This is a genomic window from Methylobacterium organophilum (assembly GCF_022533465.1).
Classification (GTDB): domain Bacteria; phylum Pseudomonadota; class Alphaproteobacteria; order Rhizobiales; family Beijerinckiaceae; genus Methylobacterium; species Methylobacterium organophilum.
Window position 1 is genome coordinate 3,378,473 of record NZ_CP092848.1, and the last position, 21,806, is coordinate 3,400,278.

20 protein-coding genes are annotated in these 21,806 nt (G+C 70.1%); 9 read left to right on the plus strand and 11 right to left on the minus strand.

The features are described from left to right. The first annotated feature begins 92 nt into the window (after nucleotides 1–92). Nucleotides 93–1,721 (plus strand): CTP synthase, encoded by a 1,629-nt coding sequence (locus tag MMB17_RS15780; RefSeq protein WP_238312836.1) that lies wholly within the window; start codon nucleotides 93–95, stop codon nucleotides 1,719–1,721. Nucleotides 1,722–1,785: 64 nt separating this feature from the next. Here MMB17_RS15780 and MMB17_RS15785 read toward each other — a convergent pair whose 3' ends face one another. Continuing rightward, nucleotides 1,786–2,427, minus strand: coding sequence for a L,D-transpeptidase (locus MMB17_RS15785; RefSeq protein ID WP_238312835.1), 642 nt, complete (start codon nucleotides 2,425–2,427; stop codon nucleotides 1,786–1,788). A gap of 190 nt (nucleotides 2,428–2,617) precedes the next feature. Here MMB17_RS15785 and MMB17_RS15790 point away from each other — a divergent pair, with 190 nt between their 5' ends. Both MMB17_RS15790 and MMB17_RS15795 read left to right on the plus strand, forming a co-directional pair. Beyond that, nucleotides 2,618–3,061 carry a VOC family protein gene (locus tag MMB17_RS15790; protein ID WP_241099482.1) on the plus strand — a complete coding sequence of 148 codons (444 nt, stop codon included), beginning with the start codon at nucleotides 2,618–2,620 and terminating at the stop codon, nucleotides 3,059–3,061. 68 nt (nucleotides 3,062–3,129) lie between these two features. Beyond that, nucleotides 3,130–3,396 carry a hypothetical protein gene (locus MMB17_RS15795; RefSeq protein ID WP_241099484.1) on the plus strand — a complete coding sequence of 89 codons (267 nt, stop codon included), beginning with the start codon at nucleotides 3,130–3,132 and terminating at the stop codon, nucleotides 3,394–3,396. A 13-nt stretch (nucleotides 3,397–3,409) separates the two neighbouring features. Here MMB17_RS15795 and MMB17_RS15800 read toward each other — a convergent pair whose 3' ends face one another. From MMB17_RS15800 to dnaK, 5 genes are all read right to left on the minus strand, one after another. Continuing rightward, nucleotides 3,410–3,859: a Crp/Fnr family transcriptional regulator gene (locus tag MMB17_RS15800; RefSeq protein WP_238312828.1), complete on the minus strand. Its 450-nt coding sequence runs from the start codon at nucleotides 3,857–3,859 to the stop codon at nucleotides 3,410–3,412. A gap of 142 nt (nucleotides 3,860–4,001) precedes the next feature. Further along, on the minus strand, nucleotides 4,002–4,307 hold the full coding sequence (locus MMB17_RS15805; RefSeq protein ID WP_238312827.1) for a hypothetical protein: 306 nt from the start codon (nucleotides 4,305–4,307) through the stop codon (nucleotides 4,002–4,004). 105 nt (nucleotides 4,308–4,412) lie between these two features. Continuing rightward, on the minus strand, nucleotides 4,413–5,048 hold the full coding sequence (locus MMB17_RS15810; protein ID WP_238312825.1) for a class I SAM-dependent methyltransferase: 636 nt from the start codon (nucleotides 5,046–5,048) through the stop codon (nucleotides 4,413–4,415). A gap of 135 nt (nucleotides 5,049–5,183) precedes the next feature. Beyond that, nucleotides 5,184–6,326: a molecular chaperone DnaJ gene (gene dnaJ, locus MMB17_RS15815; RefSeq protein WP_241099485.1), complete on the minus strand. Its 1,143-nt coding sequence runs from the start codon at nucleotides 6,324–6,326 to the stop codon at nucleotides 5,184–5,186. Nucleotides 6,327–6,557: 231 nt separating this feature from the next. Further along, nucleotides 6,558–8,480: a molecular chaperone DnaK gene (dnaK, locus tag MMB17_RS15820; RefSeq protein ID WP_241099487.1), complete on the minus strand. Its 1,923-nt coding sequence runs from the start codon at nucleotides 8,478–8,480 to the stop codon at nucleotides 6,558–6,560. A 489-nt stretch (nucleotides 8,481–8,969) separates the two neighbouring features. Here dnaK and MMB17_RS15825 point away from each other — a divergent pair, with 489 nt between their 5' ends. Then, complete coding sequence (locus MMB17_RS15825) at nucleotides 8,970–9,920, plus strand: hypothetical protein (RefSeq protein WP_241099489.1); 951 nt, start codon at nucleotides 8,970–8,972, stop codon at nucleotides 9,918–9,920. Between the two features lie 45 nt (nucleotides 9,921–9,965). On the opposite strand, the gene MMB17_RS15830 is transcribed toward MMB17_RS15825, so the two are convergent. Continuing rightward, nucleotides 9,966–10,568: a YqgE/AlgH family protein gene (locus tag MMB17_RS15830; protein ID WP_238312818.1), complete on the minus strand. Its 603-nt coding sequence runs from the start codon at nucleotides 10,566–10,568 to the stop codon at nucleotides 9,966–9,968. A gap of 181 nt (nucleotides 10,569–10,749) precedes the next feature. On the opposite strand from MMB17_RS15830, the gene MMB17_RS15835 reads away from it, so the two are divergent. Then, entirely contained in the window at nucleotides 10,750–11,232 is a 483-nt protein-coding gene (locus MMB17_RS15835) for a peroxiredoxin (RefSeq protein WP_238312816.1), read from the plus strand. Nucleotides 11,233–11,363: 131 nt separating this feature from the next. Here the strand turns inward: MMB17_RS15835 and MMB17_RS15840 are convergent, their stop codons facing one another. Continuing rightward, nucleotides 11,364–13,931 carry a glycogen/starch/alpha-glucan phosphorylase gene (locus MMB17_RS15840; protein WP_241099491.1) on the minus strand — a complete coding sequence of 856 codons (2,568 nt, stop codon included), beginning with the start codon at nucleotides 13,929–13,931 and terminating at the stop codon, nucleotides 11,364–11,366. A 429-nt stretch (nucleotides 13,932–14,360) separates the two neighbouring features. On the opposite strand from MMB17_RS15840, the gene MMB17_RS15845 reads away from it, so the two are divergent. The 4 genes from MMB17_RS15845 (at nucleotide 14,361) to MMB17_RS15860 (ending at nucleotide 20,203) form a co-directional block, all read left to right on the plus strand. After that, complete coding sequence (locus tag MMB17_RS15845) at nucleotides 14,361–15,962, plus strand: alpha-amylase family glycosyl hydrolase (protein WP_241099493.1); 1,602 nt, start codon at nucleotides 14,361–14,363, stop codon at nucleotides 15,960–15,962. Between the two features lie 182 nt (nucleotides 15,963–16,144). Further along, the gene (glgA, locus tag MMB17_RS15850) at nucleotides 16,145–17,686 is read left to right on the plus strand and encodes a glycogen synthase GlgA (RefSeq protein ID WP_373325051.1); all 1,542 of its coding nucleotides are present in this window, start codon (nucleotides 16,145–16,147) and stop codon (nucleotides 17,684–17,686) included. Nucleotides 17,687–17,760: 74 nt separating this feature from the next. Continuing rightward, nucleotides 17,761–19,221 carry an MATE family efflux transporter gene (locus MMB17_RS15855; RefSeq protein ID WP_241099495.1) on the plus strand — a complete coding sequence of 487 codons (1,461 nt, stop codon included), beginning with the start codon at nucleotides 17,761–17,763 and terminating at the stop codon, nucleotides 19,219–19,221. 145 nt (nucleotides 19,222–19,366) lie between these two features. Further along, nucleotides 19,367–20,203 (plus strand): DUF937 domain-containing protein, encoded by an 837-nt coding sequence (locus tag MMB17_RS15860; RefSeq protein ID WP_241099497.1) that lies wholly within the window; start codon nucleotides 19,367–19,369, stop codon nucleotides 20,201–20,203. Between the two features lie 17 nt (nucleotides 20,204–20,220). Here the strand turns inward: MMB17_RS15860 and MMB17_RS15865 are convergent, their stop codons facing one another. The 3 genes from MMB17_RS15865 to MMB17_RS15875 form a co-directional block, all read right to left on the minus strand. After that, nucleotides 20,221–20,439 carry a Flp family type IVb pilin gene (locus tag MMB17_RS15865; protein ID WP_238312805.1) on the minus strand — a complete coding sequence of 73 codons (219 nt, stop codon included), beginning with the start codon at nucleotides 20,437–20,439 and terminating at the stop codon, nucleotides 20,221–20,223. Nucleotides 20,440–20,561: 122 nt separating this feature from the next. Continuing rightward, nucleotides 20,562–20,801 (minus strand): DUF3072 domain-containing protein, encoded by a 240-nt coding sequence (locus MMB17_RS15870; RefSeq protein ID WP_241099498.1) that lies wholly within the window; start codon nucleotides 20,799–20,801, stop codon nucleotides 20,562–20,564. Between the two features lie 103 nt (nucleotides 20,802–20,904). Beyond that, nucleotides 20,905–21,792: a branched-chain amino acid aminotransferase gene (locus MMB17_RS15875; protein WP_238312800.1), complete on the minus strand. Its 888-nt coding sequence runs from the start codon at nucleotides 21,790–21,792 to the stop codon at nucleotides 20,905–20,907. Between the last annotated feature and the right edge of the window lie 14 nt (nucleotides 21,793–21,806).

The following is a 21,806-nucleotide window of genomic DNA, read 5'->3' on the forward strand; positions in this document are numbered from 1 at the left end:
CAGCCCCGCGGCTTGGCCCCGCATCGCCGCTCGCGACGCGGGGGCCTTCGCGGTTTGTCGAATCGCTCAACCCCCTTTATGGACGAAGGCCCATGACGCGGTACGTCTTCATCACCGGCGGCGTGGTTTCCTCGCTGGGCAAGGGCCTGGCTGCGGCGGCGCTGGCCGCCCTCCTGCAGGCCCGGGGCTACAAGGTCCGCCTGCGCAAGCTCGACCCCTATCTGAACGTCGATCCGGGCACGATGAGCCCGACCCAGCACGGCGAGGTCTTCGTCACCGACGACGGCGCGGAGACCGACCTCGACCTCGGCCATTACGAGCGCTTCACCGGCGTGCCGGCGAGCAAGTCCGACAACATCACCACCGGCCGGATCTACCAGGACATCATCACCAAGGAGCGGCGCGGCGATTATCTCGGCGCCACCATCCAGGTGATCCCGCACGTCACCAACGCCATCAAGGCCTTCGTGCTCGACGGCAACGAGGGCTTCGACTTCGTGCTGGTCGAGATCGGCGGCACGGTGGGCGATATCGAGGGCCTGCCCTTCTTCGAGGCGATCCGCCAGATCGGCCAGGAGAGCCCGCGGGGCACCTGCGCCTACCTGCACCTGACGCTGCTGCCCTACATCCCCTCCGCGGGCGAACTGAAGACCAAGCCGACCCAGCACTCCGTGAAGGAGCTGCGCTCCATCGGCATCCAGCCCGACCTCCTGCTCTGCCGCTGCGACCGGCCGATCCCGGCCGACGAGCGGCGCAAGCTCGGCCTGTTCTGCAACGTGCGCGAGAGCGCGGTGATCGAGGCCCTGGACGTCGCCTCGATCTACGACGTGCCGCTCTCCTACCGGGAGGCGGGGCTCGACCGCGAGGTGCTCGACCATTTCGGCCTGGCCCCCAATGCGGAGCCGGAGCTCGGCCGCTGGCGGACCATCTCCGAGCGGGTGAAGAACCCCGAGGGCGAGGTCACCATCGCCATCGTCGGCAAGTACACGGGGCTGAAGGACGCCTACAAGTCGCTCACCGAGGCGCTGACCCATGGCGGCATCGCCAACAACGTGCGCGTCAAGCTCGAATGGATCGAGTCCGAGGTGTTCGAGCGCGAGGACCCGGCCCCGTTCCTCGAGGGCCTGCACGGCATCCTCGTGCCCGGCGGCTTCGGCCAGCGCGGCGCCGAGGGCAAGATCCGGGCGGCTCGCTACGCCCGCGAGCGCAACATCCCCTATTTCGGCATCTGCTTCGGCATGCAGATGGCGGTGATCGAGGCGGCGCGCTCGCTGGCCGGGATCGAGGCGGCCAATTCCACCGAATTCGGCGACACGCCGGAGCCGGTGGTCGGCCTGCTCACCGAGTGGATGAAGGGCAACGAGCTGGAGCGGCGCGCGGCGGAGGGCGATCTCGGCGGCACCATGCGGCTCGGCGCCTACCGCGCGAGCCTCAAGGAGGGCACGAAGATCGCCCAGATCTACGGCGGCACCGAGATCTCCGAGCGGCACCGCCACCGCTACGAGGTCAACATGGCCTATCGCGAATGCCTGGAGGCCAAGGGTCTGCGCTTCTCCGGCACCTCGCCGGACGGGCTCCTGCCGGAGACGGTGGAGCACGAGAACCATCCCTGGTTCATCGGCGTGCAGTTCCACCCGGAGCTGAAGTCGCGCCCCTTCGAGCCGCACCCGCTCTTCAAGAGCTTCATCGCCGCGGCGGTGGTCCAGAGCCGGCTGGTCTGAGGGGGATCACGCCCCGACGCGCGGGATCCCGGGCCGGCCGGACCTCCGACCGCGCGTGGGGGTCTCAGGCCCGGTACTTGCCGTTGCGCTTGATCAACACGCGGGTGCCCACGGGGACGCGCTCATAGAGGTCGACGATGTCCTCGTTGAGCATGCGCACGCAGCCCGAGGACATCTGCTCGCCGATGCTCCAGGGCTCGTTGGTGCCGTGGATGCGGAACAGGATGTCCCGGTTGCCCTGGTAGAGGTAGAGCGCGCGGGCGCCGAGGGGGTTGTCGATGCCGCCCTTGCGGGCGCGGTCGATGCCCGGGTTCAGGGAGACCATGGTGGTGGTCGGGTGCCAATCGGGCCAGACGCCCTTGCGGCCGACCCGGGCCTCGCCCTTCCAGGAGAAGCCGAGCTTGCCCACGCCGACGCCGTACTGCACCGCCGTGCCGTCCTCCTGCACCAGGGCGAGCTGACGGGCATCGATGTCGACCACGATGGTGCCAGGCTTCTCCGGCCCCGTGTAGCGCACGACCTGGCGGCGGTATTTCGGGTCGAGGCGCGACGTGTCGACGAGGGGCACGTCGTAGGGCTTGTCGGGCATGCTGCCGACATACCAGGCGGCCTCGTCATCCGCGGCGACGTTCACGGGCCCGCGCGACTGGCAGGCCGCGAGCGGTGCCAGGGCAGCGAGAACGAGAAGGGTCCGGCGGGCGAGCATGCGGTTCTCCGCGAGGGGCACGCGCCGATTCGGAGACCGGCGCCGCCCCTGAGTAGCCTCGGGCGACGCCCGGTTGTGTGTCCTCCAGGACGCAACGGCCGAGGAAGCGCCGCCTCGCCGCCCGGGCGCGGCGACCTATCTCGGGCAGGCCACACCGGCCCAACCCCGCAGGGAGCCTTGCCGAAGCGCGATGCCGGAGACCGAAACCCTGCCGGAGGATGCGGGCGGCGCCGAGACGCTCCGCCTCAGCCCGGCGATCCATCTCGACCATTGCGTGATCCACGTCTCCGACTGGGCGCGCGCGACCGCCTTCTACCGCGACGTCATGGGCGCCGAGGTGATCCCGTTCCGGAAGGGCGTGGTGTTCCGCTTCGGCGGCGTGCAGCTCAACGTCCACGGGCCGGGCCAGATCGGGGATCCCCTGGCGGCGAAACCCGTCGCGCCGGGGGGCAGCGACCTCTGCTTCCGCTGGTCGGGCACCGTGGAGGAGGCCATGGACCATCTCGCCCGCCACGGCGTCCCGGTGGAGCTCGGGCCGGTGGAGCGCAACGGCGCCGCGGGAAAGGGGATCAGCGTCTATTTCCGCGATCCGGACGGCTCGCTGATGGAGTTCATCACCTACCCGACGGCGTGAGCGCCCGGCCGCTGCAACCGGGCGCGCGGCGTCCGTGTTGTCGGGGCAAGACTGTCGGAGAGCTTTCCATGGGACGGACGATCCTGAGCGCGGCGGCCGGCGCCGCGCTCCTCACCCTGGCCGGCACGGGGCCGGCCCTGGCCTTCGGCAGCGCCGGCGGCAGCTCGGGGGAGGGCGACGGCGCCCTGCGCCAGGAACTGCAGAACCCGAGCTATATCGAGCCGAGCCCCTACGCCTATCGCAACGGCTATCGCCGCCACGATCCGGGCGCGGAGTACGAGGCCTATCGCCGGGGCTACCCGATCTACGGGCCGTGGGGCTGGAAATACCGCTGAGCGCGTCGGCGGGTCAGTCCCGCGGGCTCAGGCGCGCGAGCTGGCGGTTGGTGTGCTCGAGGCGCTGGGCGAGGTCGCGCATCACGGCGATGGCGATCTGCGGGAATTGCGCGAGCAGCTCCAGGAAGACCGCCCGGTCGATGCGCAGCGCCGTCATCGGCTCCTCCGCCGTCACCCCCGCCGAGCGCGGCTGCTCGGCCAGGATGCCCATCTCGCCGACCAGGGCATTGGCCGAGAGCAGGGCGAGGCGCACCGGCCCCTGCGGCCCGTCGATCGAGACCGAGGCCGAGCCCTCCAGAATGACATAGGCGCAATCCGAGGCGTCGCCCTGGGCGAAGACCGGCTGGGCCGCCTCGAAATGCACGCGCTCGCTCGTGAAGGCGAGGAGCTTGAGGCGGGCGGGCTCGACCTCGCGGAAGAGCGGCACCTGTCTGAGGGAGGCGACCTCGGTGTCGAGGGTCATGGAACGGCTCCGCGGGGCCAAACCGGCCCGGATCGGGTGCCGCCCGTAGACGCGTCGGCGCCCCCTGTCAAAAACAGGCGACGCCCGGACGCGAAAAGCCGCCCCCGTTGGGCGGGGACGGCTCCGGCGGAATGAGTCTGCCTCAGTACCAGTGGCGGCGGTGGTGGCCCCAGCCATGGTGATGGTGGTGGCGATGGCCCCAATGGCGGTGGCCCCAGCCGTGGTGGTGGCCCCAATGGCGGCGGTGATGGCCCCAGCCGTGATGATGGTGATGATGGTGGCGGTGCCAGCCGTACTGGACGGTCGAGACGCCCGGATTCTCGGCGATCGCCCCGGCCGGGGCGGGGGCGAGGGGCGCGGCCATGGCGGGGGCCGCGAAGAGCCCGCCCGTCGCGATCGCCGCCGCAAGGACAGCACCGCGCCACAGCGTGATCGGCTTGGTCGTCATCGTAAGTGACCTCCCTTTCATCGATCTCTGGGACAACCAGAAGATGTCCGAAGGTAGGTCGCGCCGGATGAACGTCGACTGAGACCGACGTTCAGAAGATCCCTGTCAGGGGCGGCGATAAACCCAGACCCGGGCCGGGGGCAGATTCAGCCAGACCTTGTTGGAGCGGCTCGCCGTGTAGCTGCCCGCCTCGCATTTGGCCGGGATCGGCGGCGCCAGGGCGTAGGTGAACTGCACGAAGGGCGCGTTCGGGTGCATCACATCATGCGCCGTCTGGAGCAGGTCGAGGCGCTGCTCCAGGGGCTTGGTGAAGAGCGGCAGGCTGGAGATCGTCGCCGCGCAGGGCTCGGCGAGCAGGCTGCCGAGGGAATCGCGGATGCGGTAGGCGTCGCCCCGCACCACCGTGACACCGGGGAAGCGGCGGCGCAGCAGCTCGCAGAAATCGGGATTGAACTCGACGAGGATGAGCCGCTCGGGCTCGACGCCCCGGCGGATCAGCGCCTCCGTCACCGGGCCAGTGCCGGGCCCGAGCTCGATCACCGGGCCGGGCACCCGCGGATCGACATAGGAGGCCATGGTGCGCGCGAGCATGCGGCCCGACGGCGTCACCGCGCCGGTGACGAGCGGGCGCTCGAACCAGGAGCGCAGGAAGCGGGCCTCATCCTCCAGCGGATCCCGCCGGACACGGAGATCTTGCGTGGCGGCGACGACTTTGGCGCTGGATCGGCGTAACGGCGGCAAGACCGAAGACCCTCGGATCACAGTGGAACGGTAAGGCTAGACGACGAAAGCCTTGCAACAGTCAAGCTTGGCCGATGCAGATCGCCTGCGCCGACAGCACAACCGCGCGAGCGGCGCCGCGGATCCCCGCACCGCTCAGGCGCGCGAGGCCCCGCTGACGAAGAAGTCGCGCACCTTCGAGAAGAAGCCCGCGCTTTCCGGGTGGTTCTCCTCCGAGGCCTCCCGCTCGAATTCCTGCAGCAATTCGCGCTGGCGCTTGGTCAGGTTCTGCGGCGTCTCCACCGAGACCTGGATGTAGAGGTCACCCACGTCGCGGGAGCGGAGCACGGGCATGCCCTTGCCCTTGATGCGGAACTGCTTGGCCGTCTGCGTGCCGGCGGGGATGCGCACCTGCGTCTGCGAGCCGTCGATCACCGGCACGGTGATCTCGCCCGAGAGCGCCGCCGTCACCATGGAGATCGGCACGCGGCAGAACAGGTCCGCCCCGTCCCGCTGGAAGAAGGGATGCGGCTTGATCGAGAGGAAGACGTAGAGATCGCCCGCCGGGCCGCCGCGCAGGCCGCTCTCGCCCTCGCCCGCGAGCCGGATGCGCAGGCCGTCATCGACGCCCGCCGGCACGTTGATCGAGAGGGTGCGCTCGCGCTCGACCCGGCCGGCACCGGCGCAGGAGGGGCAGGGATCGTCGATCACCTCGCCGCGGCCGTGGCAGTTCGGGCAGGTCCGCTCGATGGCGAAGAAGCCCTGCGCCGCCCGCACGCGGCCGTAGCCGCCGCAGGTGGGGCAGGCGCGCGGCTTCGAGCCGGGCTTGGCGCCGGACCCGGCGCAGGCCTCGCAGGCGATGGAGGTGGGGATGCGGATCGTCTCGGTCTTGCCGGTGAAGGCTTCCTCCAGGCTGATCTCGAGATTGTAGCGCAGGTCCGCCCCGCGCTCCCGGCCCGGCGCGCCGCCGCGGCCCCGCGCCCCGCCGCCGCGACCGTCGCCGAAGAAGTTCTCGAAGATGTCCGACATGAAGTCGCCGAACTCGTTGCCGAATCCGGGGCCGCCCCCGCCCTGGCTGAAGGCGGCGTGGCCGAAGCGGTCATAGGCCGCCCGCTTCTCGCCGTCGGAGAGGCACTGATAGGCCTCGTTGATCTCCTTGAACTTGATCTCGGCTTCCTTGTCGCCAGGATTGCGGTCCGGGTGGTGGACCATGGCGAGCTTGCGGAAGGCGACCTTCAGTTCGCTTTCCGACGCCGTCTTGGCGACGCCCAGGATCTCGTAATAGTCCCGCTTCGACATTCACGGCCTCTGGGCATTCCGGCACGGGTGGGCGAGCCGCCGGCCGTGCACGGGATGCGGATCGAGCATCTTCCCGTCAGGACGGCGGCCCCGCTCGTGGGCGCCCTCCTGAGATCTGTCATGCTTGATCCCCGAGGCAGGCCCGGGGATCAAGGGTCGTCACGCGATTCCGATTGCGCGAAAGCGATCGGGGACCGGATTTTCCGGTCCCCGAGGCTTCCGCGCGACGGATCAGGCGCGCTTCTTCTGGTCGTTGTCGTCGACTTCCTGGAAGTCGGCGTCGATGACGTCGTCCTTCTTCTCCGCGCCCGCACCCTGGGCGCCGCCGGCCCCCGGAGCCCCCTCGGCCTGCGAGGCGGCGTACATCGCCTCGCCGAGCTTCATCGAAGCCTGCATCAGGTCGTTGGTCTTGGCCTTGATCGCCTCGACATCCGTGGCCTCGAGGGCCGTCCGCAGGGCGGCGATGGCCGATTCGATCGCGCCCTTCTCCGCCGCGCCGACCTTGTCGCCATGCTCGGCCAGCGACTTCTCGGTGGTGTGGATCAGGCTCTCACCCTGGTTCTTGGCCTCGACCAGCTCGCGGCGCTTCTTGTCGGCCTCGGCATTGGCCTCGGCCTCCTTGACCATGCGGTCGATATCGGCGTCCGAGAGGCCGCCCGAGGCCTGGATGCGGATCTGGTGCTCCTTGTTCGTCGCCTTGTCCTTGGCCGTCACGTTGACGATGCCGTTGGCGTCGATGTCGAAGGTCACCTCGATCTGCGGCATGCCGCGGGGCGCCGGCGGGATGCCGACGAGGTCGAACTGGCCGAGCAGCTTGTTGTCGGCCGCCATCTCGCGCTCGCCCTGGAAGACCCGGATCGTGACCGCGTTCTGGTTGTCCTCGGCGGTCGAGAAGGTCTGGGACTTTTTGGTCGGGATCGTGGTGTTGCGGTCGATGAGCCGGGTGAACACGCCGCCCAGCGTCTCGATGCCCAGCGACAGCGGGGTCACGTCGAGGAGCAGCACGTCCTTCACGTCGCCCTGGAGCACGCCGGCCTGGACCGCGGCGCCGATGGCGACGACCTCGTCCGGGTTGACGCCCTTGTGGGGCTCCTTGCCGAAGAAGGACTTCACCACCTCCTGCACCTTGGGCATGCGGGTCTGGCCGCCGACGAGGACGACCTCGTCGATCTCGGAGGCCGAGACGCCGGCATCCTTGAGCGCCTTGCGGCAGGGCTCGATCGTGCGCTGCACCAGATCGTCGACGAGCGACTCGAACTTGGCGCGGCTGAGCTTCAGCGCGAGGTGCTTCGGGCCCGTGGCATCGGCGGTGATGTAGGGCAGGTTGATCTCGGTCTGGGTGGCCGAGGACAGCTCGATTTTGGCCTTCTCGGCGGCCTCCTTGAGGCGCTGGAGGGCGAGCTTGTCCTTGGTCAGGTCGATGCCCTGCTCCTTCTTGAACTCGGCCGTCAGGTACTCGACGACGCGGTTGTCGAAGTCCTCGCCGCCGAGGAAGGTGTCGCCGTTGGTCGACTTCACCTCGAACACGCCGTCGCCGATCTCCAGGATCGACACGTCGAAGGTGCCGCCGCCGAGGTCGTAGACCGCGATGGTGCCGGACTTCTTCTTGTCGAGGCCGTAGGCCAGCGCCGCCGCGGTCGGCTCGTTGATGATGCGCAGCACCTCGAGACCGGCGATCTTGCCGGCATCCTTGGTGGCCTGGCGCTGGGCGTCGTTGAAGTAGGCGGGGACCGTGATGACGGCCTGCGTCACCGGCTGGCCGAGATGCGACTCGGCGGTCTCCTTCATCTTCTGCAGGGTGAAGGCGGAGATCTGGGAGGGCGAGTAGCGCTTGCCGTCGGCCTCGACCCAGGCGTCGCCGTTGTCGCCCTTGACGATCTTGTAGGGCACGAGGCCCTTGTCCTTCTGCGTCATCGGATCGTCGTAGGTGCGGCCGATGAGACGCTTGATGGCGAAGAAGGTGCGCTCCGGATTCGTCACGGCCTGCCGCTTGGCGGGCTGGCCGACGAGCCGCTCGCCGTCGTCGGTGAAGGCGACGATGGACGGGGTGGTGCGGGCGCCTTCCGCATTCTCGATGACCTTCGGCTGCGTGCCTTCCATCACGGCCACGCAGGAATTGGTGGTGCCGAGGTCGATACCGATCACTTTACCCATGGTGGGATCCCTCTGTTGTTCTGTTCAAGCAGACCGCCGAGCCCCGAAGCAGCTCGGCCCATGGCTAGGCTTTACTGGCGGTGCAATCAGAAAAATTGCGGGAACGGGTCGGGCTTGGAGCCGGGGCCGGAACGGCCCGCCCCAGGTCTTCATCCCGTGCCTTCGCGCATATAAGAAGGTCACCGCAGACCCGCAAGGCGAACGGCCGCGCATCCGGGCGATCAACCTATCCCGTTCCCTGGGCTTGCGGTTTTCCCACGGATGCGGAGGCGCTTCCGCGGGCCCTGCCCGGGAAATGTTGCGCCTCTGCCACGTCCCTGCCACGGGTGGCATGCTAGATCCTGCTGATCCCGTCCCCGAAGGCTCTTCCGCCAAGGTGCCGCCGTCCTGATGCCGTCGCCGAACCCGCCCCGGCCGAGCGCCGTCCGCCCCGGCTCTTTTCGAGATGCGGGAAGCACGCTTCGGGCCCATGCCCGCGCCCTTCTGCTGATGCCGGCGCTCCTGCTGCCCGCCGGGCCGGCCGCCGCGCAGAACTTCTTCGAGGAGCTGTTCGGGATCGGCCGGGCGGCCAGGCCCCCGGTGCCGCGCCAGAACGTGCCGCCGCCCGCGCCCCCCGCGCCGCTTCCGGGCGAACCGCTCCCGCCCGGCGACGCCCCGCAGGGCGAGGCGCGGCCGGCCACCCCCGCGCCGCCCCGGCAGCCCGTGGTGCTGAAGGCGCCGTCCGAGGACAACGTGTTCGGCCAGGAGCTGCTGGAGAACGGGCTCGCCGGTTCCCTGAAGCTCGACCGGGCCGGCGCCGGGGTCGCCGCCCTCGTCACGCTCGCCGGCACCAAGGTCTCGCAGCCGACCGAGAGCTGCAGCGTGAAGCTCAATAGCGGCAAGCCCCTCGCCCTGGCCGCCGCCGGCAAGCCGGAGGGCGTGGCCCGCTACGAGCTCGCCGCGCCGGAATGCCCCCTGCGCCTCGACGTGCTGGAAGGCGGCGTGCTCGTCACGCCGACGGCGGGCAATCTCTGCACCTTCACCGCCGCCGATTGCGCGGTGACGCCCAAGGGCCTGTGGGGGCCGGGCGCCGCGAATCTGATGCCGCGGGCGCAGGAATTCGACACGGCCCGCGGCGTCGCCGACAAGGCGGTGCGCGACAATTACAAGGTCATGAGCCAGCGCCTGCGCGGCCCGGACCTGCGGCCGGTGGTGCAGGAGCAGGCCGCCTTCTCCTCCGACCGCGAGGAGGTCTGCCGCACCTATGCCCGCGAGGGCGCGCACGGCTTCTGCCACCTGCGCTTCACGGAGGCCCGCGCCCTGGCGCTGGCGGTGCGGCTCGGCGCCAACACCGCGACCCCGACCGCTAGCGCGACGCCGCGCCCCCGCCGCAAGCCGGCGGTGGACGGCCTGAATCCGGATGCGGCGGACCAGGGCCCGACCACCATCATCGAGCAGTAGGAAGACGTCTCACGCCACGGCCTTCCGGCCGGTGCCGGGGCCCGCTCAGGCGCGGCCGGCCTCGGCCGAGAGCATCACGGGGTCGATGCCGATGCGGCGCAGGGCCTCGTCGTAGCGGGCCTCGAGCCGGGCGTTGAAGATCAGGTCCGCATCGGCCGGGCAGTTGAGCCAGCCATTGGCCATGATCTCCCGCTCCAGTTGCCCCGCCTGCCAGCCGGCATAGCCCAGGGCCAGCACGGCGCTGGCCGGCCCGTCGCCCCCGGCGATGGCCCGCAGGATCTCGACGGTCGCGGTCAGGCAGATGCCGTCGTCGATCACGAGGGTCGATTGCTCGATGTGGAAGTCGGCGCTGTGCAGCACGAAGCCGCGCTTGGCGTCGACCGGGCCGCCCATCAGCACCGGCATGTGGCCGACCTGCTCGCGCAGGCGGATGGCGTCGGTCTCGGGGGCGATGTCGAGCTGGATCAGCAGATCGGGCATGCTCAGATCCGCCACCGGCTTGTTGACGATGATGCCCATCGCCCCGTCGGCGGAATGCGCGCAGAGATAGATCACCGTGCGCGCGAAACGCTCGTCGCCCATCCCCGGCATCGCCACCAGGAACTGGCCGTCGAGGTAACCCGGTTCGGTGAGAAGACCCGCCTGCATGCCATCATGCTAATCCAGGCGCGGAGGTTGTCCAGAAGCGGATGGCCGCTTTCACGCGCAAAGGCGCCGATCCGGCCCCCAGCCGAAGCAGGCCCCGGCCTCGACAGGCGCGGGAGGCACAGCTAGACCGGCGCGGAACCCGGACTGCCGCTTTCGCACGGCCCGAGGGAGGAGAAGTTCCATGACGATCCAGGTTGGCGATCACCTGCCGCAGGCGACCTTCCGCGTCACCGGCCCCGAAGGCCCGCAGGCCAAGACCACGGACGACATCTTCAAGGGCCGCCGCGTGGTGCTCGTCGGCGTGCCCGGCGCCTTCACCCCGGCCTGCCACCGCAACCACCTGCCGGGCTTTGTCGCCAAGCGCGACGAGATCCTGGCCCGCGGCATCGACGCGATCGCGGTGACCGCCGTGAACGACATCTTCGTGCTCAATGCCTGGCAGCAGCAGAGCGGGGCCGACGGCATCGAGTTCCTGGCCGACGGCAACGGCGAGTTCGTGAAGGCGATCGGCCTGGAGATGGACGGCACGGGCTTCGGCCTCGGCGTGCGTTCGCAGCGTTACGCCATGCTCGTCGAGGACGGCGTGGTGCGCATCCTCAACATCGAGGACACCCCCTCCAAGGCCGAGGCCTCCGGCGCCGAGGCGATGCTGCGGGTGCTGTGAGCGCCGCTCACGGAGCCTGAAACGGGAAAGGCCGGCGCAACGCCGGCCTTTTTCGTTCTGCGCGAGGAGCGCGCGCCTTCGCCTCGGGGGAGGGCGGCGGAACGGACCGCCCCCCGATCCCCGTCGTCCCGTCAGTCGACCTTCACGTTCCAGATCTCCTCGGCATATTCGCGCATGGAGCGGTCGGAGGAGAACCAGGCCATCCGGGCGGTGTTGAGGATGGCCGAGCGCCACCAGGTGGCCGGGCGCTTCCAGGCGGCGTCGATCTCCCGCTGGACCCGCCAGTAATCGTCGAAATCGACCGTGGTCAGGTAGTGGTCGCGGTGGCGCAGCTCGTCGATGAGGGGCCGGAAGCGCCCCGGATCGTCGGGGGAGAACAGGCCCGATTCGACCGCCGCCAGCGCCGCGGCGAGGCGGGGCGAGCCCTCGATCGCCCGGGTCATGTAGCCCGGCTCGGCCGCGCGGGCCTGCACGCCGGCCGCATCGAGGCCGAAGATGAAGATGTTCTCCGCCCCGACATGGTCCTTGATCTCGATATTGGCGCCGTCGAGCGTACCCACGGTCAGCGCGCCGTTGAGGGCGAGCTTCATGTTGCCGGTGCCGGAGGCCTCCATGCCGGCCGTCGAGATCTGCTCGGACAGGTCCGCCGCCGGGATGATCTTCTCCGCCAGGCTCACCGAATAATTGGGCAGGAACACCACCTTGAGCCGGCCGGCCACGTCCGGATCGTCGTTGACGACCTTGGCCACGTCGCTCGCGAGCTTGATGATCAGCTTGGCCTGGACGTAGCTCGGCGCGGCCTTGCCGGCGAAGATCTTGACCCGCGGGGTCCAGTCCTTCAGCGGCGCCATCTTGATCGCCTGGTAGAGCGCCACCGTCTCGATGATGTTCAGGAGCTGGCGCTTGTATTCGTGGATGCGCTTGATCTGCACGTCGAACAGGGCGGCCGGATCGACCGCGATGCCCGTGCGCTCGGCGATGACGCGGGCGAGCTCCTTCTTGCGGGCCTTGCGCATGGCCGCGTAGCGCGTGCGGAACTCGGGATCCTCGGCCACCGCCTCCAGCCCCCGCAGGGCGGACGGATCGTCGAGCACGCGCTCGCCCACCGTCTCGACGGCGAGCGCCGTCAGCTCGGGATTGGCGTTGTGCAGCCAGCGGCGGAAGGTGATGCCGTTGGTCTTGTTGACGATGCGCTCCGGATCGAGCGCATGCAGGTCCTTGAACACCGTCGTCTTCAGGAGCGCGCTGTGCAGCGCCGAGACGCCGTTGACCCGGTGCGAGCCGTGGAAGGCCAGGGGTCCCATGCGCACCCGGCGGCCGTGGGACTCGTCGATCAGCGAGACCGCGGCGACATGCTCCGCCTCGTTGCGGCCGAGCTTGGCCTGCTCCTCGAGGTGGATCCAGTTGATCAGGTAGATGATCTGCATGTGGCGCGGCAGCAGCCGCTCCATCAGCTCGACGGGCCAGGTCTCCAGCGCCTCGGGCAGCAGGGTGTGGTTGGTGTAGTTCAGGGTACTCGTGGTGATGTGCCAGGCATCCTCCCAGGAGAAGTCGTGCTCCTCCATCAGGAGCCGCATCAGCTCGGGCACCGCGATGGCGGGATGGGTGTCGTTGAGCTGGATCGCGGCATGGTCCGGCAGGGAGCGCAGCGACCCGCGCTCGGCGACGTGCCGGCGCAGCAGATCCTGCAGCGAGGCCGAGGTGAAGAAGTATTCCTGGCGCAGGCGCAGTTCCTGGCCCTCGGCCGAGGAATCGCTCGGATAGAGCACGCGGGAGATCGCCTCCGCCCGGGCGCGGCCGGCCACGGCGCCGATATGGTCGCCCGCATTGAAACGGGCGAGCTCGACGGGGGCGTCGGATTCCGCCTTCCACAGACGCAGGGTGTTCACGTGGCGGCCCCGCCAGCCGACCACGGGCAGGTCGTAGGCGACCGCGTTCACGGTCTCGGCCGGGTGCCAATGGCGCCGGATATGGTGCTCGCCATGGGCCGACATGGTGACGTGGCCGCCGAAGCCGATCGTGTAGGTCGCCTCGGGGCGGGCGAATTCCCAGGGATTGCCCTCGGCGAGCCAGGTCTCCGGCGCTTCGCGCTGCCAGCCGTCTTCCAGCGACTGCCGGAAGATGCCGTGATCGTAGCGGATGCCGTAGCCCATGGCCGGGATCGACAGGCTCGCCATGCTCTCCATGAAGCAGGCGGCGAGCCGCCCGAGGCCGCCATTGCCGAGCGCCGCGTCCGGCTCCGCCTCCTCGACCTCGCCGAGATCGACGCCGAGGTCGCGCAGGGCGGCGCGGGTGGCCTCGACCAGACCGAGATTGTTCAGGGCGTCGGAGAGCAGGCGGCCGATGAGGAATTCGAGGGAGAGGTAATAGACCCGCTTCTCCGGAACCTGGGCGCCGGTGCCGCCGCGGGCGGCATCCACGATCCGGTCGCGCAGGGCCAGCGCCGTGGCGGCGAACCAGTCGCGCTCGCGGGCGGCCTCGACGCTCTTGCCGAGGGCGTAGATCAGCTTGGCGCGGATGTCCTCGCGCAAGGCCACCACGAGCTCGGGGGAGGGGGCGGCCTTCGGCACGGCGCTTGCCTGAGGCTTGGGAGCCGGCGTGGCCTTCTCGGGGGCAGGCTTCGCCGGAGCCTGGGCGGGCGTGGCGGATGCATCCGCCTCTCCGGTCCGCCGAGGCGCGGACAGAGTCTCGTTCAGCATCGTCGGGTCCCCCTTCAAGGCAGCCGACCTTCGGTCGGTTGTCGGCCGTGACCCCGCGCGCTTCTCCTGGCGATCATCGGTTCCGGCTCTCGGCTTCGGCATCGTGTGTTCCGGACTTCTGGTTGTCGAGACACAGGGACGGAGCGGCGGCGCCGGGGAGCGCCTTCCCCGTCCCAGTGTATCCCGACCGACACAGGCCCATCTAGGCGCGTCCGGCAACGGATCGACCCTGCCGGGGCATGCTTGAAACTTTCCTGAACGCCCTATCTTGCCGCCGCCGGGCCGGGATGACGGACCCGCATCCTGTCGTGTCGCGCGCTCCGCGAAGCGGCGCCTCGCTCGCCTTGGGCGGCGCGCGGGGCTAGCATCACGCGGGTCCGATCCCCCGGTTCCGGCGGGCGCGGGCGGCAGGCCACTGGAGGGCACCGCATGGCCGAAACGATCTGGTGGAAGAGCGGCACGGTCTACCAGGTCTATCCGCGCTCGTTCCAGGATTCGAACGGCGACGGGGTCGGCGATCTCAAGGGCATCACGGACCGGCTCGACTATCTCGCCTGGCTCGGCGTCGACGCGGTCTGGATCTCGCCCTTCTACCCGTCCCCGATGGCGGATTTCGGCTACGACGTCTCCGACTATTGCGGGGTCGACCCGCTCTTCGGCAGCCTCGCGGATTTCGACATGCTCGTCGCGGAGGCCCACCGGCGCAAGCTCAAGGTCATCCTCGACTTCGTGCCCAACCACTCCTCGATCGAGCATCCCTGGTTCGCGCAGAGCCGGGCGAGCCGGGAGAACCCGAAGCGCGACTGGTACATCTGGCGCGAGCCCGGCCCCGATGGCGGCCCGCCCAACAACTGGCTCTCGAATTTCGGCGGCCCCGCCTGGACCCGGGACCCGGCCACCGGCCAGTACTATTACCACGCCTTCCTGCCCGAGCAGCCGGACCTGAACTGGCGCAACCCGGCGGTGCGGGAGGCCATGCACGAGGCCCTGCGCTTCTGGCTGGAGCGGGGCGTCGACGGCTTCCGCGTCGACGTGATCTGGCACCTGATCAAGGACGAGGGCCTGCGCGACAACCCGCCCAATCCCGGCTTCCTGCCCGACCAGGCCGGGATCAACCGCTTCGAGCAGGTCTATTCCTGCGACCGGCCGGAGGTGCTCGACGTCATCGCCGGCATCCGCGGCGTGCTCAAGGGATACGGCGAGCGCGTGCTGATCGGCGAGATCTACCTGCCGATCGAGCGGCTCGTGGCCTATTACGGGCCGGAGCTGAACGGCGCCGACCTGCCGTTCAATTTCCAGCTGATCCAGACGCCCTGGAAGGCCGACGCCGTCGCCACCCTCGTGGACGAGTACGAGGCGGCCCTGCCGGAGGGCGGCTGGCCGAACTGGGTGCTCGGCAACCACGACCAGCCCCGCATCGCCGACCGCGTCGGGGAGGCCCAGGCCCGCATCGCGGCGATGCTGCTGCTGACGCTCCGCGGCACGCCGACCCTCTATTACGGCGACGAGATCGGCCTCGCCCATGTGCCGATCCCGCCGGACAGGGTGCGGGACCCCTGGGAGCGCAACGAGCCGGGCCATGGCCGCGACCCCGAGCGCACGCCGATGCAGTGGAGCGACGCGCCCCAGGCCGGCTTCTCCACCGCCGATCCCTGGCTGCCGCTGAGCGCGGATTGGGTGCGGCGCAACGTCGACGAGATGCGGGACGATCCGGGCTCCATCCTCACGCTCTACCGCCGCCTGCTCGGCCTGCGCCGCGACCACGCCGCCCTGTCGATCGGGGGCTACCGGCGGCTCGACCTGCCCGAGGCGCTGGCCGGCTCCGTCTTCGCCTATGAGCGCGTCGAGGGCGACGATACCGTGCGCATCCTGCTCAATTTCGAAGCTGAAGCCCGCGCCGTCCCCCTGGAGCCGGGCCGGCTCTGGTCCGTCGCGCTCTCGACCCATGCCGGACGCACCGGCGCCCGGGAGAAGGACACCCTCCCGCTAGGCCCGAATGAGGGCGTCCTGCTGCTGCCGATCTCGGCCTGAGGCGGCGCACATTCTTTTTTGACCCTAGGGCCGATTTTTCTGCCTCGGGAGGCTTCTGAACGTGGCCTGAATTGTGCGATGCAACGGAACATCGGGCACGCAGGAGCGTTGTCATGCCAACGTCGGGTGTGGGCGAGGTCGTCCGCAGCAAAGCGCAAAGAGCGCGGCGTGGGGATGGATTGATGGCTTATGCGGCTCTGGCGGGGTCTGCCCCGAGTGGCCTTTCGAGCCGGGCGGACTTTCCCTTCCCAGCAGAGCCGACACCCTCCCCCCAAGGGGGCATGCTGCCGCGGATCCTCTACGCGACCCCGGAAATGGCGGATTTCGTGAAGACCGGCGGCCTCGGCGAGGTGGCCGGCGCGCTGCCGCGGGCCCTGCGCCGGCACTATGACGTCCGCGTCCTCATCCCGGGCTATCCCCGCGTCCTCGACCGCCTGCGCGACATCACCTATGTCGCCCGCCTGCCCGCCTTCGCGGGCGTCCCGGCCTGCGATCTCGGCTATGCCGAGACCGCGGACGGGCTCGGCCTCTATGTGCTCTTGAACCGCGAGCTCTACGAGCGCGGCGGCTCGCCCTACGGCGATGCCAACGGCGATTTCGGGGACAACGACCTGCGCTTCGCCCGGCTGAGCAGCGCCGCCGCGGAGATCGCCCGCGGGGTCGACGCGGGCTGGAGCGCCGACCTCCTGCATCTCAACGACTGGCAGACGGCGCTGGCCCCGGCCTACATGGCCTGGCGCGGCATCCGGCTGCCGAGCGTGCTCACGATCCACAACCTCGCCTATCAGGGCCTGTTCCCCCGCGAGGAGATGGGCCGCATCGGCGTACCCGAGCACGCCTTCCAGATGGACGGCGTGGAGTTCTATGGGCAGCTCTCCTTCCTGAAGGCGGGTCTCTACTACGCCTCCCAGGTCACGACGGTGAGCGAGACCTATGCCCGCGAGATCACCACGCCGGAGCATGGCTGCGGCCTCGACGGGCTTCTGCGCACCCGCGCCGCGCAGGGGCGCCTCTCGGGCATCCTCAACGGCATCGACGAGAGCTGGGATCCGCGCACCTGCCAGCACCTCGCCATCCGCTTCGAGCCGGAGGACTGGAAGGGCAAGACCGCCAATGCCGACGAGGTGCGCAAGCAGTTCGGCCTCGCCGTCTCCCGCGGCCCGCTCTTCGCCATCGTCTCCCGCCTCGTCCACCAGAAGGGCATCGACCTGAGCATCGGCGCGGCCGAGACCATCGTCGCCGAGGGCGGCCAGCTCGTGGTGATCGGCCAGGGCGAGAGCCGGTTCGAGGGCGCGCTCAAGGAGCTCGCCGGGCGTCATCCCGAGCATGTCGGCGTGCATGTCGGCTTCTGCGAGACGGAGGCGCGGCGCATGTTCGCGGGCAGCGATTTCCTGCTGATGCCCTCGCGCTTCGAGCCCTGCGGCCTCGCCCAGATGTACGCGCAGCGCTTCGGCTCCCTGCCGATCGTGCGCCGCACCGGCGGCCTCAACGACACCGTGGAGGACGGGGTCACGGGCTTCACCTTCGCAGACCCCTCGCCCCGGGGCTTCCTCGGCGCGGTCCGCCGGGCGCTCGACACCTTCGGCCAGAAGAAGCGCCTGAACACGATGCGGCGCAGCGCCATGGCGCGCTCCTTCAGCTGGGAAGGCGCGGCCCAGAACTACTGCAACCTCTACGCCCGCGCCTTCGGCAACAACGCCGCCCGGCGCTGGCAATCGGCCTGAGCGGCGCCCCGGGATCGAGGCGCCCGGGCCGGCGCGGGGCTTGATCGCCTCGCGGGGCTCGCTCATCTCAGCGCATGCTGTTCGGCCGGATTCGCCCCCTCTCTCCCGCCGCCCGCACGGGGGAGGCCGCGCCGGGGCCCACCGCGGCCGGCCGCTTCGTCTCGGGCTCGATCCTGCGCCACGTCGTCGTGATGAGCGGCACGGGCTCGATCGGCCTGATGGCGATCTTCCTCGTCGACCTGCTCTCCCTCCTCTACGTGTCGAAGCTCGGCGACCCGCACCTCACCGCGGGGGTGGGCTTCGCCGCCATCGTCCAGTTCTTCGCGATCTCGATCAATATCGGCCTGATGATCGCCGCCGGCGCCCTGGTCTCCCGGGCGATCGGGGCCAGCGACGAGGTCGGGGCGCGGCGCATCGCGACCTCCGTCAGCATCCTCGGCCTCATCGCCTCCGGGCTGCTCGTCCTCCTCCTGCTCGCCGTGCTCGATCCGCTGCTGCGCATGATCGGCGCGGACGAGGCGACCCTGCCCGTCGCCCGGCGCTTCCTCTGGATCGCCCTGCCCTCGAACCTGCTGATGGGGCCGGGGATGCTGTTCTCCGGCCTGCTGCGGGCCATCGGCGCGGCGCGGGAGGCCATGGCGGTCACCCTCGGCGGCGCCATCGTCACCGCCGCGGTCGATCCGCTCCTGATCTTCGGCCTGGGCCTCGGGGTCGACGGGGCGGCGATCACCACCTGCCTCGCCCGCGCGACCTTCCTCGCCGTGGGCTGGCGCGGCGTCGCCCGCTACCGCATGCTCGGACCGGCGCGCCTCCACGCGGTCCTCGACGATACCGGCCTGATCGCCCGCATCGCCGCCCCCGCCATCCTGACGAACCTGGCGCCCGCCGTAGCGGGCGCCTTCGTGGCCCATGCGGTCTCCCGCTTCGGCACGGCGGCGGTGGCGGCCAACGTGGTGATCGACCGGCTCGCCCCGGTCGCCTTCTGCGGCCTCTTCGCCATGTCGGGGGCGATCGGGCCGATCCTCGGCCAGAACTGGGGCGCCCGGCGCTTCGACCGGATGCGCGGCGTGCTGCGGGCCGGCATCGGCGTCACCGGCCTCTACGTCCTCGTCGTCTGGCTGGCGCTGGTGCTCGGCCGCGGGCCCCTGGCCCAGCTGTTCGAGCTGCAGGGGGTCGCCGCCGACCTGTTCCGCTTCTTCTGCCTCGTCAGCGGGGCGATCTGGCTGTTCAACGGTCTCCTGTTCCTGGGCAACGCCTCGTTCAACAATCTCGGATTCCCCCTGACCTCGACCGGCCTCAACTGGGGGCGGGCGACGATCGGGACCATGCCGCCGGCCCTGATCGGGGCCGCCTGGTTCGGGCCGGAGGGCGTGATCGCGGGCACCGGCTTCGGCTCCCTGGCCTTCGGGCTGACGGCCCTCGTCCTCGCCTTCCGGACCGTCGCCCGGCTGGAGGCCCGCAGCCTCGAGCCGGTGCCCGCGGTCGCCCCGGCCGGCGGCGTGACCGCCGGCGTGGCGTCGGGAAAGGCGGCCTGAGAGACGCCGGAGAAGGATGTCCCGGGCAAAATCGCCCGGCGCGATCACCACCGCTGGTCACGGGCGACCCGATGGGACAGACTTGGCACAGTGTCAGGAGCCGCGTTCCGGGCTTCCGGACCGTTCTCGGAGAGGCGGGCCGCCCATGTTCAATCCGTTCGAGCTGATGCAGGCCCAGAGCCCGGCCGCGATTCAAGCGTTCGGCCAGCAATTCGGTCTCTCGCCGGACCAGACCCGGCGGGCGATGGAAGCCCTGCTGCCCGCCCTGACTATGGGCCTCCAGGCCACCCCGGGAAACGATCCGACCGGCATGGCCCGGATGTTCGGCCTGGGCGGCGGAGCGGGCAGCACCGGCCCGCGGAAGGCGGAATTTCCCTTCGGCGCGATGTTCGGGCCGCCCCAGCTGGTTCAGGCCATCCTGCAGCAGGCGGCGGCGAGCAGCGGCGTCGGCACCCAGGCCCTGCGGCAGATGATGCCGGTGATGGCCGGCATGCTGGTCGCGACCCTCGTCCATCTGATGCTCAACAGCGAGACGGGCACACGGGCCGCCCCGGCGCCGGAGCCCGCGCCCCTGTTCCCGCCGGGCAATCCCTGGGCGGCCTGGTTCGGCGGCCTGATGGACACGCCCGCGCCCGCGCCGCCCCCCGGGCGCAAGCCCGCCCCGAAGCCCGCGGCCAAGGCTGCGCAGCCGGGCCCTCGCGGCGCGGCGGAGAAGGGACCGGGGGAGAGGGGCGCGTCGGAGGCCTCCCTCGAGGTGTTCCAGCAGATGATGCAGACCGGGGCGGAGGTGCAGGAGCAGAACGTCAAGGCGATGCGGGAGATCTTCGACGCCTTCTGGACACGCCCCCCCATGGACAAGGCCGCCCCGGCCCCAGCCCCGGAGGAGGGCACCTCGGACAGGAAAGCGTCCCCCGCGGCGCCCAGATCCGACAAGCCGCGCGCGGGCAAGCCCCCGCGCGGCGAAGCGCCGACGGAGGATTGATCGCGGCCGGCCTGCTTTCAGCGTGCGGCGTCGAAGGACGTGTTGACGGTGTTGAACAGGGTGTTCACCGCGCTGGTGAGCCCGCTCATCGAGCCGAACACGGCAAGCGCCAGCACCACGGCGATCAGGGTGTACTCGATCGCGGTGGCGCCGGCCTGATCCTGGCGGAAGCGGGCCGAGAGCGTTCTCAGCGCCGGGCCGTACCGGGCCAGGGGCGGGATGCGTGACGGAACCATGCGCCGATCCCCCCCGAGGCGTCGATCTTCCCATGCTTCTAGGAACGGCGCATTGAAGAAGCCTTAAGACTTGCGCCGAAACCGGAGGCCAAACCTGTGCTTTTCTGCACAGCGGCCGCGGTTCAGGACAGACCCGCCTTCTCCCGCAGGGCGTCGATGCGCTTGGACGCTTCCGCCTTGTCGAGATCGGGCGCGTAGGCCTTCGGCTCCCCGGCCTGCTCCGACAGGGTCTTGAGGTACGAGGCCTGGGCGCCGGTCATCGGCTCGCCGCCGGTGGTCCAGGCATCCGGATCCTTGATCCGGTTCGAGTCGTCGCTCGGGTCGATCTTGGGGTTGTTGGCTTCCGGCTTGTGCTGGGTCATGACGGCTCCCGATAGGCGCTTTCGTTCACGGATTGTTCCATAAACGCGACGCGCCCGGGGCGGTTCCGGAGCCCGACCCAGGCTGGGCCGGGCTCCGGACGATTCAGGCCGCCACGGCGCGGGGCTGCACCTCGGCGAGGTAGTCGTCCATCAGCGTCTTGGTCAGCGCGGCGGGCGTGAAGCGGTAGGGGCCGATCTCGGCGACCGGAGTCACTTCGGCGGCCGAGCCCGTGATGAAGCACTCGGAGAAGCCGGTCATCTCCTCCGGGCGGATGCGGCGCTCGATCACCTCGATGCCGCGGCGGCGGGCGAGCTCGATCACGGTCTGCCGGGTGAGGCCGTTGAGGAAGCGGTCGGCCTGGGGCGTGTGCAGCACGCCGTCCTTGACGAAGAAGACGTTCGCGCCGGTGCACTCGGCGACGTTGTCCTCCCAGTCGAGCATCAGGGCATCGGCGTAGCCCTTGTTCTCGGCCCGGTGCTTCGAGATCGTGCAGATCATGTACAGGCCCGCCGCCTTCGAGGTGGAGGGCGCCGTGCGCGGATCCGGCCGCCGGTAATCGGCGATGTCGAGGCGGATGCCCTTCATCTTGGTGGCCGGGTCGAAGTAGCTCGGCCATTCCCAGGCGGCGATGGCGAGGTGGATGGTGTTCTTCTGGGCGGCGACGCCCATCATCTCCGAGCCGCGCCAGGCGACCGGGCGCAGATAGGCGTCCTGCAGGCCGCTCGTCTTGAGCACGAGGGCCTTGGCCGCCTCGATCTCGTCGACGGAGAAGGGGATCTCGAAGTCGAGGAGCTGGGCCGAGCGGCGCAGGCGCTCGGAATGCTCGCGGCTCTTGAAGATGCGACCGCCATAGGCCCGCTCGCCCTCGAAGACGGAGGATCCGTAGTGCAAGCCGTGGCTGAGCACGTGGATCTTCGCCTCCCGCCACGGCACCATGGCGCCATCGAACCAGATGGTACCGTCGCGCTCGTCGAACGGAATCATGGACATGCCCGGCTCCTTCG